This is a genomic window from Ruegeria sp. HKCCA4812 (genome assembly GCF_013034245.1).
Classification (GTDB): domain Bacteria; phylum Pseudomonadota; class Alphaproteobacteria; order Rhodobacterales; family Rhodobacteraceae; genus Ruegeria.
In genome coordinates this window covers 783967-797830 of sequence record NZ_WQFQ01000001.1, presented here as the reverse complement: position 1 = coordinate 797830, position 13864 = coordinate 783967, and the positions used below count along the sequence as shown (strand labels likewise).

The 13864-nt window shown below is 59.6% G+C and carries 12 protein-coding genes; 2 read left to right on the top strand and 10 right to left on the bottom strand.

The annotated features are described in order from the left end of the window. Window positions 1-163 precede the first annotated feature (163 nt). A complete protein-coding gene (locus tag GOW04_RS03980) occupies window positions 164-757 on the top strand; it encodes a sulfotransferase family 2 domain-containing protein (RefSeq protein ID WP_171228307.1) in 594 nt (197 codons plus the stop codon). 5 nt (window positions 758-762) lie between these two features. Here GOW04_RS03980 and GOW04_RS03975 read toward each other — a convergent pair whose 3' ends face one another. The 3 genes from GOW04_RS03975 to guaB form a co-directional block, all read right to left on the bottom strand. Further along, on the bottom strand, window positions 763-3054 hold the full coding sequence (locus tag GOW04_RS03975) for an ATP-binding protein (protein WP_171231613.1): 2292 nt from the start codon (window positions 3052-3054) through the stop codon (window positions 763-765). 109 nt (window positions 3055-3163) lie between these two features. Next, the gene (locus GOW04_RS03970; protein WP_171231612.1) at window positions 3164-4321 is read right to left on the bottom strand and encodes an RsmB/NOP family class I SAM-dependent RNA methyltransferase; all 1158 of its coding nucleotides are present in this window, start codon (window positions 4319-4321) and stop codon (window positions 3164-3166) included. A 92-nt stretch (window positions 4322-4413) separates the two neighbouring features. Beyond that, the gene (gene guaB / locus GOW04_RS03965) at window positions 4414-5862 is read right to left on the bottom strand and encodes an IMP dehydrogenase (RefSeq protein WP_171168056.1); all 1449 of its coding nucleotides are present in this window, start codon (window positions 5860-5862) and stop codon (window positions 4414-4416) included. 216 nt (window positions 5863-6078) lie between these two features. Between guaB and GOW04_RS03960 the strand changes: the two genes are divergently transcribed. Next, on the top strand, window positions 6079-8124 hold the full coding sequence (locus tag GOW04_RS03960) for an ASKHA domain-containing protein (RefSeq protein WP_171232041.1): 2046 nt from the start codon (window positions 6079-6081) through the stop codon (window positions 8122-8124). A gap of 52 nt (window positions 8125-8176) precedes the next feature. Here GOW04_RS03960 and GOW04_RS03955 read toward each other — a convergent pair whose 3' ends face one another. From GOW04_RS03955 to hisD, 7 genes are read right to left on the bottom strand one after another with little or no spacing between them, the layout of a single operon-like run. Beyond that, window positions 8177-9283 carry an alpha-hydroxy acid oxidase gene (locus tag GOW04_RS03955; RefSeq protein WP_171231611.1) on the bottom strand — a complete coding sequence of 369 codons (1107 nt, stop codon included), beginning with the start codon at window positions 9281-9283 and terminating at the stop codon, window positions 8177-8179. Continuing rightward, window positions 9283-9837 (bottom strand): sulfopyruvate decarboxylase subunit beta, encoded by a 555-nt coding sequence (gene comE, locus GOW04_RS03950; protein WP_171231610.1) that lies wholly within the window; start codon window positions 9835-9837, stop codon window positions 9283-9285. The genes GOW04_RS03955 and comE overlap by 1 nt, the downstream gene beginning before the upstream one ends. After that, entirely contained in the window at window positions 9834-10340 is a 507-nt protein-coding gene (gene comD, locus GOW04_RS03945; RefSeq protein WP_171231609.1) for a sulfopyruvate decarboxylase subunit alpha, read from the bottom strand. The genes comE and comD overlap by 4 nt, the downstream gene beginning before the upstream one ends. A 49-nt stretch (window positions 10341-10389) precedes the next feature. Continuing rightward, entirely contained in the window at window positions 10390-10800 is a 411-nt protein-coding gene (locus tag GOW04_RS03940; protein WP_171231608.1) for a universal stress protein, read from the bottom strand. Window positions 10801-10823: 23 nt separating this feature from the next. Further along, window positions 10824-11804 carry a zinc-binding dehydrogenase gene (locus tag GOW04_RS03935; RefSeq protein WP_171231607.1) on the bottom strand — a complete coding sequence of 327 codons (981 nt, stop codon included), beginning with the start codon at window positions 11802-11804 and terminating at the stop codon, window positions 10824-10826. Continuing rightward, window positions 11801-12562, bottom strand: coding sequence for an SDR family NAD(P)-dependent oxidoreductase (locus tag GOW04_RS03930; RefSeq protein WP_171204787.1), 762 nt, complete (start codon window positions 12560-12562; stop codon window positions 11801-11803). Before GOW04_RS03930 ends, GOW04_RS03935 begins: the two co-directional genes overlap by 4 nt. Beyond that, complete coding sequence (hisD, locus tag GOW04_RS03925; protein ID WP_171231606.1) at window positions 12555-13862, bottom strand: histidinol dehydrogenase; 1308 nt, start codon at window positions 13860-13862, stop codon at window positions 12555-12557. Before hisD ends, GOW04_RS03930 begins: the two co-directional genes overlap by 8 nt. Window positions 13863-13864: the final 2 nt, after the last annotated feature.

The window sequence follows — 13864 nt, the reverse complement described above, 5'->3', positions numbered from 1 at the left end:
CTTGATCGGGCGGCAATCGCTGCTTTGTTCGCCTCTTGTTCCTTATGGGACCAAAAGAAGAACATTTCAATAAAAACTTACGGGATTTAGTCTTCAGCAATTGTATTAAGAAGTCCTTTACGACAATCTGCGCGCATAGCCGGATGACAATTGGAGCAATTAAATGCTTGTTTTCTATGAGGAACGCCTTGCCTTCCTTGCCGTTCCGAAAACCGGCAGCACGGCTTATCACACGGCGTTGCGGGATCGCGCTGATATCGTTGTCACTCATCCGCCCGAGCTCAAACATGCTCCGGTGCGCAGGTATGATCGGTTTTTCCAGAACGTTTTTCGGAAGATGTACGATACCGAGATGGAGATCCTGGCAGTTGTTCGCGAACCCGTTGACTGGCTGGGCAGCTGGTATCGATTTCGCAGCCGCGCCGATCTGGTCGGCCACGTCCATTCGACCCGAGACATGAGTTTCGATGCGTTTGTGCAAGCCTATATGACAAACCCGCGCCCGGATTTTGCCGATGTTGGCAGCCAAAGCCAGTTTTTCCGTACCCGCAGCAATGGTCGCGGCGCCACGCATATTTTCAAATACGAAAACCAGGACAAAATTCTCGACTTCCTGCAAGCGCGACTGAATATGCAGATCGACCTGCCGCAAGAGAATGTATCACCACCGGGTGATCTGACGCTGACGCCCGAGACACGGCAGAAATTTCGCAAAAGACACGCAGAGGAATTCGCGCTCCACGATGCAGCCTTGTAGGGTGCTCAGTTCAACTGTTGGAAAACCGCCTCGGTCAACTGGGTGAGGGAAAACGGCTTGGGCAGGAAGGTCGAATTGGCGATCTCGGATTCTGAATCGCCAAAGGCACCTTCCGTGTAACCCGATACGAAGACCACGCGGGCATCCGGACGTGTTTCCCGAGCTTTGCGCACCCAGGTCGGCCCATCCATACCGGGCATGACCACATCCGTTACGAATACGTCCACGTTCAAAGACGGATCTTCCAGAAGCCGCAGGGCTTCCTCGGCCGAATCCGCCTCCAGCACGGTGTAGCCCTTGAGCCGCAGGGCCCGGGTTGCAAAGGCGCGGACCGGCGCTTCGTCTTCAACCAAAAGCACGACGCCCTCTCCTTGCCGGGCGCTTTGAGCTTCGGGCTGGGCCGGAGTGTCCTGTTCAGCCTCTGCCACAGTGGTGCAAACCGGTAGAAAGACGGTGAATTCGGTGCCTCGACCCACCGTACTGTCGACAAAGATGAAACCGCCCGTCTGCTTGACGATACCATACGCTGTTGAAAGCCCAAGCCCTGTCCCCTCGCCCGTACGCTTTGTCGTATAGAACGGCTCGAAAACCTTTTGCAGTTTGTCGGCAGGTATTCCCACGCCGCTGTCCATGACCCTGACCGTAACGTATTCGCCGGGCTGGACGGTCGCCCTGTCCCTGCTGAGCGGTTGCGACAGCTTCAACACCTCGGTCTCGATACGGATCTCGCCCCCGTCAGGCATGGCATCGCGCGCGTTGACGACAAGATTCATCAACACCTGCTCCAACTGCCGTTTGTCCGCCCGAACCGGCTTTAACACCGGATCATGGCTGAGGGTCAGTAGAACTTTCTCGCCCACCAACCGGTTCAACAAGTGAATGAGATCCGAGATCGTGTCGCGCAAATCCAGAACTTCGGGCCTGAGAGTCTGTTTGCGCGAGAATGCCAGAAGCTGGCTGACCAGCGCAGCGGCCCGGTTGGCGTTCTGGTTGATCTGAACCAGATCCCCATAATCCGGGTCATTCTGATCGTGACGCAACAACAGCAGATCGCAGTGCCCGGAAATGGCCGTCAGCAGGTTGTTGAAATCATGTGCGACCCCGCCGGCCAATTGACCCACAGCTTGCATTTTCTGCCCTTGGACGAATTGAGCCTCCAAAGTCTTCAACTCGGTCGCGTCATTCAGAACCGCGATCAGACAGATCTTGCCATCGACAACGACACGGCTCAGCGTGACCTGAACGAAGACTTCCTTGTCTTTTCGGGTCAACTGAAGAAACTCGGATCGTTGCGCGTCTTCTTGCGCGGCCGTCCGCGCCAGCCAATCCAGAATGGGGTGCCCCATACCCCGCATGATGTCGGCTATGTTCGCGCCTTCCAGGTTTTCATTTCCCAGCAGCTTATTCGCCAGCCTGTTGGCATTCAGAATGGCCCCCGCCGGAGACAGGGTGAGGACCGGAACTGGAAGATCTGCAAAAGACGTGCTGGCCCCGGGCGCCGGAGTTTCAATGAGCGGCACCAAACCAAGGCTTCGTTCCTTGCTGGATCGGGAAAGTTCCGTCACAGCGACCGAAATCATTCCGTCCTGTGACTTGATGATGTTTGAGGCTCCGATCCGGGGGTCAGCATCACCGAAGATGTCGCGAACCCGACCGGAACGCGGCCCAAGCAACTTTTTCGCCGCCGGATTCGGGCGCACCACGTCATCCGCGCATCCGATGGTCAGAACCGGCAGGTTGAGAGACTGCCAGCTTTCCTGTTCTGACTGTTGAAACCGCCAGCAAAAAATGTCGGGAGCCAATAGAAACACGGTTACACTGCTTGTGTTTCCCCTGATCACGCAGTCTTCGCGGGCCCGACCGAATGATCGGGCCTGAGATTGCAACCTCAACAAAATCACCTGAGGGGTCGAGAACGTCGAACTGAGGCAGTTTTCAAGGCTGGCTCCTTTCGCCGCACCGAACTGTTCCCGCGCTGATGCGTTGGACGCCAGAACGTCGCCATAGGTGTTTGCGATCAGGAAAGGTGACTCTTCCTGTTCTGCAAACGCGGCCATGACGGCAGTGGTTTGTTGCGCATGTCTGGCGTGGACCTGGCCCTTGATCACGACGCATAGTGCAACGATCAAAAGTGAAGTTCCCGCGACCATCATGCCCATGGTCCAATTCGGTGGCAGCAACCCGACCATGGGGGCAATGCTGATCAACAATGCCACCGCCACCAACGACCATAGACGAGATGCGGAAGGCGTGTGGACAAGAGATGGGTCGCTGAAAAATTCTGCTGTGTCAGACATAAACGGCTCGGGCGCAAAGGTATCGGCTATAACGGCCAAAATTGGTTAATTCCCGCTTAACGGCGTTCGGAAAGCAGCGATCTACCCAAGGTTGTTATTTGCCAAAAACTCAGCGCGTCAAGTGCGACGTAAAGAACCCGTCAGATTCGTGTGTAACGTGCCACGTTTTCCGGAAGGTTTCCCGCCACTGGGAAAACTGATCCAGAAAATCGTCTATGATCTTGCCGTTTTCATCGTTCAGAACCGAACAGGTTGCGTAAGCCAGCAGGCCGCCCGGATGCACCAAAGGCGCAATGTCCGATAGAATACCGGCCTGAATGGCGGTGAGGTCCCGCAAGCGATCCTCGGTCAAGGCCCATTTCCCGGCCGGCGCCCTTCGCCACGATCCGCTGCCAGAGCACGGCGCATCAACCAAAACCACATCAAACGGATCAACACCTGTAAGGTCATCGGAGTTGAGGATGGTTATCTTTGCACCTGCTCGTTCCGCCCGGGTCGGAATATCCTTCATGCGACCGGCATTCACATCATGTGCAAACACGTCGACGCCCTCGTGCGCAGCAAGCGCCAGCGCCTTGCCGCCACCACCCGCGCAATAATCCAGAACACGCATCCCCGGCCGCAGATCCAGCGCGGCCACGACCGCCTGGCTTGCAGCGTCCTGAAGCTCGACCAGACCCTGGGCATAGGCCTGGCTTTGGGCAATGCGCCGGGCCCCCTCTGTCACCTCGAGCGCGGTTTGGCATACCTGAACCGGATGGGCGATCACACCCTCGGACTTCAAGGCGTCGATGGCCCCGCCAAGATCGGTTTTTCGCAAGTTGACCCGCAGGTGAACAGGCGCCCGGTGCTGCAATGACATCGCACAAGGAACCAAGGCATCCTTCAGAGAGTCAACGAACCGAGGCCAAAGCCACTCCGGAATGTCATATCTTTCGGCCTGGGACGCGAAATCCCGCGCCGCTTCCGTTTTCTGAACCGGCATCGGAGCGTGACGGTCGCCGGTGAACAGGTCGGCCAGATCCCAGCCTGACGCACGGGTCGCACCGATCATCAAACCGCGCCCGGTGTCGGACCCTCCCAACGCTGCATATGAACGCTTGCGTCGCAGTGCGTCGAATACGTGATCGCGAATGGCTGCCCGATCCTTGGATCCGGCGAAGCGACTGCGCCGCGCCCAGCCGGTTAGTGCTTTTTCAACCGGCGCGCCAGCCAGAATATCATCCAGAATTTCGATCGAGGCCTGAACACGGGCGGCGGGTGTCATTGTGGAATACCTTGGCGAAAATGGGTCCGGCTGGCCGATCCAAGTGGCAAATAGGCACCCGTTCCCGGGTGCCTTGTGTCTTGCTGGATGGCTTACATGACCCGGTAGTTCGGGCTTTCGCGGGTGATCTGAACATCGTGGACGTGGCTTTCCTTCAGACCGGCGCCCGTAATTTTCACGAAATTGCAGTTCTTGCGCATCTCTTCGATGGTGGCGCAGCCGGTATACCCCATCGCCGCACGCAAGCCGCCAACCAACTGGTGGATCACGGCACTGGCCGAGCCTTTGTAGGGCACCTGCCCTTCGATGCCTTCGGGCACCAGTTTGTCATTGGCTGCATCTTTCTGGAAATAGCGGTCGGCTGATCCGCGCGCCATTGCACCCAAGCTGCCCATCCCGCGATAGGATTTGAACGAACGGCCCTGATACAGGATCACCTCGCCCGGGCTTTCGTCGGTGCCCGCAATCATCGACCCGACCATGGCACAGGATGCCCCGGCGGCAATCGCCTTTGCAAAGTCACCCGAGAACTTGATGCCCCCATCCGCGATGACCGGCACGTCGCCAGCTGCCGCCGCACAATCGCTGATCGCGGTCAACTGAGGCACACCAACCCCCGCCACCATCCGTGTGGTACAGATCGATCCCGGGCCGATGCCCACCTTGATCGCGTCGGCACCAGCATCGATCAGGGCTTTGGTCGCTTCTCCTGTTGCAACATTTCCGGCAATGATCTGAACCTCGTTGGACAGGGTCTTGACCCGCTTTACAGCGTCCAGCACGCCCTGCGAATGACCATGCGCCGTATCGACGACGATGATGTCGACACCCGAATCCACCAATTGCTCGGACCGTTCGAACCCGGCATCCCCGACCGACGTCGCCGCAGCGACCCGCAGGCGACCCAGGCGGTCCTTGCAGGCGGTTGGGTTCAAAACGGCCTGCTCCGTATCCTTCAGCGTCAGAAGACCGGTCAGCTTGCCTTCACCATCCACGACCAGCAGCTTTTCGATACGGCGCGCCCGCATCAGGCTTTTGGCTTCTTCCAGATCGGCCGGTTCCTGTAGCATCGCCAAGTTTTCCGAAGTCATCATCGCGTGTACCGGCGTATCGTCCGAGTTCGCAAAGCGCATGTCGCGGTTGGTCAGGATACCCACCACGCGGCCCTGCTCGTCGACGACCGGAAAACCGGTGAAGTTGTAGCGCTGTACCAGCGCGTTGGCGTCCGCCAATGTCTGATCCACTCGCAGTGTCACCGGGTTATAGACAATACCGGATTCAAACCGCTTGACCCGGCGGACTTCGCGGGCCTGTTCTTCCACCGAAAGGTTCTTGTGTACCACACCGATGCCGCCCGCCTGAGCCATGGCAATGGCCATGCGCGCCTCGGTCACGGTGTCCATGGCCGAACTCAACAATGGGATGTTCATGGTGATTTCGCGCGTCACACGCGTGGTCGTATCCGCTGTTGCCGGCAGCACGGAAGATGCGCCCGGAACCAGGAGAACGTCGTCAAAGGTAAGTGCCTCACGAATCTGCATCTGAATACCCCATGCAAAAGCCCGTTTGGCGGTGACCCTATTACATGGATTGAACCAAAGGAAAAGCCCTTGGGGGCAACTCTTTGGCTCTGGTTGTCGATGCAGTGGAAGAAAACGACGCTCGTTGTGCAGATCGTGCCGCTGATGGCCTTTCCCTTTTCGCGCAAACCCATATCTTGCCCGGCATACGCGCGAATATGAAAAGGTATGTCACTGATGACCACCGACCCTCTTGTCGTCTTTACCCCGTCCGGCAAACGCGGGCACTTTCCCGTCGGCACCCCAATTCTGACGGCGGCCCGTCAATTGGGGGTGGATCTGGATTCGGTCTGCGGGGGCCGCGGCATCTGTTCAAAGTGCCAGATCACACCCAGCTATGGCGAATTTCCCAAGCACGGCGTCACGGTGTCCGAAGACGCGCTGAGCGAATGGAACGCCGTCGAACAGCGTTATGACGACAAGCGCGGTCTGAAACCGGGCCGCCGTCTGGGCTGTCAGGCCTCGGTTCAGGGCGATGTCGTGATCGACGTACCGCCCGAAAGCCAGGTGCACCGGCAGGTCGTGCGCAAGGCGGCAGCCGCGCGTGCCATCACGATGGACCCGGCCACGCGCCTTTATTTCGTTGTGGTGGAAGAACCCGACATGCATTCGCCCACCGGTGATCTGGAACGGCTCGAGCGCGCGTTGCGCGAACAGTGGGACATCGAAGCCGTCACGGCGGACCTGACGCTGATGTCCAAACTTCAACCGGTTCTGCGCAAGGGTAAATGGGAAGTCACCGTGGCGGTCCACAAAGGTCACAAGGACAGCGTGGCGCGTATCGTCGAAATCTGGCCCGGCCTGCATGAAGGCGGGCTGTATGGTCTGGCCATCGACCTCGGCTCGACCACCATCGCCGCGCATCTGACCGATCTGGAAACCGGCGAGGTCAAGGCATCCTCTGGCCTCATGAATCCCCAGATCCGGTTCGGCGAAGACCTGATGAGCCGTGTTTCGTATTCCATGATGAACCCCGGCGGCGATCAGGAGATGACCAAGGCAGTGCGCGAGGCAATCAATGACCTGGCCACGTCGATTGCCGAAGAGGCAGGCATCGATGCCTCTCTGATCGTGGAAACTGTGTTCGTCTGCAACCCGGTCATGCATCACTTGCTGCTGGGGCTGGACCCGGTGGAACTGGGTCAGGCCCCATTTGCGCTGGCAACGTCGGAAAGCATGTCCCTGCCCGCCCGCGACATGGATCTGACAACCATGAACCCACGCGCGCAGGTCTATATCCTGCCCTGTATCGCAGGCCATGTGGGCGCGGACTGCGCGGCGGTGGCCCTGTCTGAAGAACCCGGAAGGTCGCAGGATCTGGTTCTGATCGTCGACGTGGGCACCAACGCTGAAATCCTGCTTGGCAATACCAGCCGCGTGCTCGCCTGCTCCTCGCCCACCGGGCCTGCCTTTGAAGGCGCTCAAATCAGTTCCGGCCAGCGCGCCGCACCCGGGGCGATCGAGAGAATCGAGATTGACCCTGTTACCAAGGAACCCCGGTTCCGCGTCATCGGGTCCGAAAAATGGTCCGACGAAGACGGCTTTGATCAGGAGATCGCCACGACCGGGATCACAGGCATCTGCGGATCCGGTATCATCGAGGCAGTGGCCGAGATGCGTATCGCAGGCCTGCTGGACGAAGGCGGCCTGATCGGATCGGCGGAACAGACCGGCACTGCCCGCTGCGTGCCCGAAGGTCGCACACATGCCTATCTGATCCACGATGCCAGCGCCGAGGGTGGCCCCCGCATCACGGTCACGCAGGGTGACATCCGTGCCATCCAGCTTGCGAAATCAGCATTGTACGCAGGTGCACGCCTGCTGATGGACGAAATGAATGTCGAAAAGGTGGATCGCGTGGTTCTGGCCGGTGCGTTCGGCGCGCATATCTCGACCAAACACGCCATGGTGCTGGGAATGATACCCGACGCGCCACTGGAGAAAGTCTCCAGCGCGGGCAACGCCGCAGGCACCGGCGCACGTATCGCGCTGTGCAATATCGGATCGCGCGCCGAGATCGAGCGCGTCGTGCGCGAGATCACCAAGATCGAAACCGCCATTGAGCCGAAGTTTCAGGATCACTTCGTGGCCGCCAATGCGATCCCGCACAAGACGGATCCGTTCCCGGAACTGGCCCAGGTTGTCACTTTGCCCAACCCAAGCTTCAACACCGGCGGCGAAACCGAAGCAGGTGGCGGTCGGCGTCGCAGGCGCCGCGGTTAAACCGACAGTTCAGTGACCCGTGGGAAACCTCGGGTCATTGCTGTCAACCACATCAGGCGTTGCGTCGGACCTCGTCCAGCGACGTGACGCCCAGCTGGGCCAAGGCGATGCTGATTTCTTCGCTGAGTACCGACCATAGCTGCGCCAGACCCTTTTCGCCTTCGGCCGCAATTGCAAACTGAAGGATACGGCCGAAAAAGGCAAAGTCCGCCCCATTCGCAAGCGCCTTGAGAACGTCTTCACCAGAACGCAGCCCGCTGTCGTAGAAAAGCGGAAAATCTGGACCGACGGCCTTGCGTATCTGGGGCAGCACCGTGATTGGTGCGGGCGCACTTTCCAACTGGCGTGCACCATGGCTTGAGACCTGAATTGCGTCCACGCCCGCTGACTTGAGCCTTTGCGCGTCGTCTGCGTCCAATACGCCTTTGACCACCAGATTTCCGGTCCACTGGTCGCGCAGACGGGCCAATGTCTCCCACGTGGCCTTGGCGCGGCTTTCGGTGCGGTCGAAATCGTAGCCATCCATCCGGAAATTCGCCATTTCCGGCTTGCCTTTCAGCAGGACCGGCAAGGACCACCGGGGGTGCAGGGCAAAATCCATCACCTGCTTTGGCCCCATTTTGAATGGCATTTTGAACCCATGACGCAACTCGCGCGGGCGTCGGCCAACCTCGGGCACATCCACGGTCAGCACCAGTGTCTCGTACCCCGCTGCCTTGGCGCGATCGACCAGCTTGAATGTGCCGCTGCCATCGCCGCTGAAATACAGCTGGAACCAGGCATGGCCTTCCGCTTCGACGATCAGATCCTCCATCGCGGTCGAGGCCACAGTCGAAACCCCAAGCGGCACCTCGTGGCGTGCCGCGATGCGGGCCAGCATCAAGTCGGCCCCCGGCGCGGACAAATTGCACATGCCCATCGGCGCGATACCAAACGGGCGTTTCGCGGGCCGGTCGAACAGGGAAGTTGCCAGAGATCTTTCACTGACGTCGCGCAGGATGCGCGGGCGCAAGGTCATTGCATCCAAAGCGGACCGATTGCGATCGGCACCCATCTCGGCCCCGGCTGCACCATCAATATAGTCGAACACCATCCACGGAAGACGCCGCCGCGCCAGGCGGCGAGCGTCCTCGGCGCTGTGGATGGCGCTTGCGCCCATCAGGCCTGAACGGCCTTCATGAAGCGGTCGCGGATGACCACCGGATCCATCGTGATCGGCGGCATCTTGGCATTGCCGCTTTCGCATTTGCTGACGATGACGGTCATCTGTTTGGCATCCAGCGCCTCTTGCAGTACGCGCCCAGTGTCTTCGGCGGCACATTCGATCACGCGCTCACACCCGGCGGCCTCGGCCATTTTGGCCAGCGAGGTCTTTTGCCCGGCATAGGTCGGCTGATCGCCGGTCGAACCGTACGAGCCATTGTCCACGATCAGCAGGATGTAATTGTCCGCCACGTTGTTGGCGATCGTTGGCAGGGTGCCCAGATTGGTCAGGATCGAGCCGTCGCCGTCGATGACGATCACCGGCTTCGGCTGTGACAGCGCCAGCCCCAGACCGATCGAGGACGCAAGCCCCATGGTGCCAAGCATGTAGAAGTTGGTGGGCTGGTCGTCGATGGCATGCAGCTCCTGGCTGGGAATGCCGATGTTGCAGACAACCAGTTGATCACGCAGGATCGGGGCGATTTCCTTCAGAATTTCAGAACGGATCATTGGTCGCCATAGCCTCCCCAGAAATTGGCGTCGGTCAGGATGGCGACCGGCTTGTTGCACATGAATGTGTATTTCAGGATCGCGTCGAGCTCTTCGACATCGGCCTGATGGTGGAAGTGGTAGGTGGGGATGTTCAACTGAGCCAGTAGCGCCTTGGTGTGAACCGCCATTTCAACCTGGCAGGCAATGGGTTCGCGCAATTCCCCCCGGTACGATATCAGCATCGGCAGCGGCATCCGGTAATACTGGATCAGCGTCGCCAGCGTATTGATCGTCACGCCAATGGCCGTGTTCTGCATGATGATCGCGGGCCGCTTGCCGCCCATCCACGCCCCTGCACACAGGCCCATCCCTTCGTCTTCCTTGTTGGACGGGATGTGATAGATGCCCTCGCGCTCGTCGATTTCCGCGATGACACCTGCCAATTGCTTGCACGGGACAGTGGTGACAAACGAGATTTCGTTGGCCACCAGATCGTCGGTGATCTTTTTGTCTATGTTCATGATCCAGCTTTTGGTCCTGTTTGGGGCGCTAGACGCGCGATTGAGGAATTCAGGCCCTTCGGTGCACGTGTACGGCACAGGGGGCATGGCGGACGACGCGCGAAGCGGTCGATCCCAGGAAGTAGTCGCTCAGGTCCGGCTTGTGCGAGCCGATTACGATACAGTCGACATCCTTGCTGCTGGCATAGTCGATGATGGACCGCGCGGTATGGCCTTTGACGATTTCGGCCGTCACCCCTTCAAGCCCTTCGACTTTTTGCAACAGTTGCAAACGGGCCCGTTCAAACCCTTCGGCGACAACCGATTTGTCCAGATAGGCGCTGACCGATCCCTGAGGCATCTCGTAGACATGCAGCGCAATTATTTCTGCGCCCTCTCCTGACAAGGCCCGTGCGATTTCCAGCGTGTGTTGCGATATGCCGTGATCCAAAGCTAACGGGACCAGTATTTTTGCGTACATGAAGGTCTCCAGTTCTGTCAGTTCTATCCCCAGGGTCTCAGGATAATCTTCGGTGCGGCCACGGCGCCAGACCGGATATCGCAAAACGCTTGCGCGCCGTCGGCCAGAGCGCGTTCTTCCATCCAATCCAGAGCCCCCAGCCGCCCGTCAAAGATCGCCTGAGCCGTCTGGCGAAAGTCTTTGGCGGTGTATGTGTAAGTCCCTATGAATGTGATTTCCTGCAAGGTCATCCGGCGAACATCCAGACCACCGGTATCCTCACCCAAACCCACATGCGCGATCACGCCGCCCGGTTCGGCCATGGCCGAGGCAACCGACCGCGTCGCAGCGTACCCCACGGCATCTATGACCAACGGGTAAGTCCCTTTGGTTGACTCCACCAGCGCAAAGCTTTCGATTTTCGCCAGGTAGTTGCGACGCAGCTCATGTGGTTCCGCGATGGTCACATCGTCAACGCCCATTGCCCGCAAGGCCAATGCCGCCGCAAGGCCGATGGCCCCGCCGCCGATCACCAGTGCGCGACCGTCCATCGCAGGATGCAGAGCCTCGATCCCCAACCGGACCGTATGCCAGCTGACGGCAAGCGGTTCCGCCAGCGCGGCTTTGGCGAACGAAACATCCTCCGGGACCTCAACAAGATTGCTGGCAGGCATGGTGACGTATTGAGCAAACGCCCCTTCGCGCGGAGGCATCGAGATGATCTGGCGATCCGGGCACAGGTTTTCCCGACCGGCAAGGCAGGCCGCACATTGACCGCAGCTTACCAGCGGATTGATCGTGACACGATCACCGGCTCGTATCCCGTCGACAATCACACCGGCCGCCTCGTGACCCAGAATCAGCGGAGCCGGACGGCGGGCATCATGGCCCAGATAGGCGTGCATGTCCGACCCGCAGATGCCAACCGCCTCGATCCGGATCAAATGCTCGGACGGACCCGCCTCGGCATCCGGCACATCGCCGAACACCATCTGCTCCACACCTTGGTAAACCAGTGCTTTCATTTGGCTGTGAACCCTCCATCAACCATAAGAACCTGCCCCGTGACATAGCCGGACGCGTTCGAGCACAAAAACAGGATCGGCCCGTCGATATCCTGCATCTGCCCATTGCGCCCAATGCAGGTTTGAGCGGCGTTGCGTTCCGCGCGCTGGGGGTCGTCAAACACGGCCTGGGTCAGCTCGGTCGGAAAGAACCCCGGACCGATTGCGTTGGCGGTAATGCCAAAGGGCGACCAGGCTTCGGCCATGGCACGGGTCAATTGCGCGATCCCGGCCTTGGTCGCGCCATAGGCAATGCCGCCCGGAAAGGCCCGCGTCGTTTGCAGCGAGGCGAAATTGACGATGCGCCCCCACCCCTTTTTTTTCATTTCGGGCACCATCGACTGACTCAGGAAAAACGGCGCGCTCAGGTTCAGGGCAAGCGTGGCATCCCAGCCATCAGGTGTCACCTCGTCGGCGGCCTCACGCGTGTTGACCCCGGCCGCATGCACCAGAATATCCGGTGCGCCAAACTTGGAATTGATCACCTGCACCAGCCCGCCGATTCCGGCACGATCCGCAACATCAGCAACGACGGCTTCTGCGTGTTCGCCGATTTCGGCCTGCATCTGCGCCAACGCGTCGCTGCGACGCGCCACGCCGACGACGCGCGCGCCGGCCGCGGCAAGTGTCCGCGCCACCTGCCGCCCCAGCCCCGAACTGGCGCCGGTGATACAGGCCACCCGGCCCGTCAGGTCAAACAATGTGCGCGGGTCATCCATCAGCGGTCAGATCGAATTGCTCATCCGGGAAATACTTGGCCAGACGCACATCAGCGGCACGGGCGTGACCTTCCATACCTTCCAGTCGGGAAATCCGTGCGGTGGCTTCGGCGATCGATTTCGATCCTTCACGTGTTGCGCGCTGCCAGGTGACGATCTTCATGTATTTGTGAACACTCAAACCGCCGGTGTAACTGGCCGCACCCGAAGTCGGCAGAACATGGTTCGTTCCGGTTGCCTTGTCCCCGTAGGACACGGTGGTTTCCTCACCCAGGAACAGCGAACCATAGCAGGTCAAGCGATCCAGCCACCAATCCAGATCCTCGGCCTGAACCGTCAAGTGCTCGGGCGCATATTCATCGGAACACGCGGCCATCTCTTCGCGGTCGGAACAAACGATGACTTCGGCATAGTCGCGCCACGCGGCCGAGGCGTTTTCCCGGTTCAGCTCTGGCAGATCGTCGATCAAAACCGGAACCAGCTCCATGACTTTCTGCGCAAGGTCGCGATCATCCGTCACCAGCCAGACGGGCGAATTGTATCCGTGCTCGGCCTGACTGACCAGATCGGTTGCCACCACGTGGGCGTCCGCGGAACTGTCGGCAAGGATCAGGCTGTCGGTCGGGCCCGCGATCATGTCGATACCAACCTTGCCGTACAGGATGCGTTTGGCCTCGGCCACGAACTGGTTGCCCGGCCCCACAAGGATATTGGCGCGCGGCAATCCGAACAAACCATAGGTCATGGCGGCCACGCCTTGCACACCGCCCATGGCCAGAATGCTGTCGGCTCCGCAGATATGCGCGGCATAGACAATCGCTGGCGCCACGCCCTCGCCCGGACGGGGCGGAGAACAGGCCGTGATATGACGGCACCCGGCGACCTTGGCCGTTGTCACCGTCATGATCGCGCTGGCGATATGGCTGTAGCGCCCACCGGGAACATAGCATCCTGCCGCATCCACCGGGATCGCCTTTTGCCCGGCAACGAAACCGGGCACGATCTCCATCTGTACGTCCGACACGGTGGCCTTCTGCGTCTCGGCAAAGCGACGGACATTGTCGTGGGCAAAGCGGATATCGGCCTTCAGTTTTTCCGGCACCTGTGCGATGGCGGCATCAATCTCGTCCTGCGTCATCAGGACATTTCCTTCGAACTTGTCGAACTTGACGGCGTATTCCAGCGCCTTGGCATCGCCACCGGCCTCGATATCGGCAAGGATGGTCTTGACCGTATCATGCACCTCTGAGGCATGTGATTGAGCGGTTAAAGTCGCCTTTTTCAAATATTCACGAGGCATGT

Coding starts and splice junctions, on each gene's coding strand:
- GOW04_RS03980 (WP_171228307.1), top strand. CDS start 164: ATGCTTGTTTTCTATGAGGAACGCCTTGCCTTCCTTGCCGTTCCGAAA.
- GOW04_RS03975 (WP_171231613.1), bottom strand. CDS start 3,054: ATGTCTGACACAGCAGAATTTTTCAGCGACCCATCTCTTGTCCACACG.
- GOW04_RS03970 (WP_171231612.1), bottom strand. CDS start 4,321: ATGACACCCGCCGCCCGTGTTCAGGCCTCGATCGAAATTCTGGATGAT.
- guaB (WP_171168056.1), bottom strand. CDS start 5,862: ATGCAGATTCGTGAGGCACTTACCTTTGACGACGTTCTCCTGGTTCCG.
- GOW04_RS03960 (WP_171232041.1), top strand. CDS start 6,079: ATGACCACCGACCCTCTTGTCGTCTTTACCCCGTCCGGCAAACGCGGG.
- GOW04_RS03955 (WP_171231611.1), bottom strand. CDS start 9,283: ATGGGCGCAAGCGCCATCCACAGCGCCGAGGACGCTCGCCGCCTGGCG.
- comE (WP_171231610.1), bottom strand. CDS start 9,837: ATGATCCGTTCTGAAATTCTGAAGGAAATCGCCCCGATCCTGCGTGAT.
- comD (WP_171231609.1), bottom strand. CDS start 10,340: ATGAACATAGACAAAAAGATCACCGACGATCTGGTGGCCAACGAAATC.
- GOW04_RS03940 (WP_171231608.1), bottom strand. CDS start 10,800: ATGTACGCAAAAATACTGGTCCCGTTAGCTTTGGATCACGGCATATCG.
- GOW04_RS03935 (WP_171231607.1), bottom strand. CDS start 11,804: ATGAAAGCACTGGTTTACCAAGGTGTGGAGCAGATGGTGTTCGGCGAT.
- GOW04_RS03930 (WP_171204787.1), bottom strand. CDS start 12,562: ATGGATGACCCGCGCACATTGTTTGACCTGACGGGCCGGGTGGCCTGT.
- hisD (WP_171231606.1), bottom strand. CDS start 13,862: ATGCCTCGTGAATATTTGAAAAAGGCGACTTTAACCGCTCAATCACAT.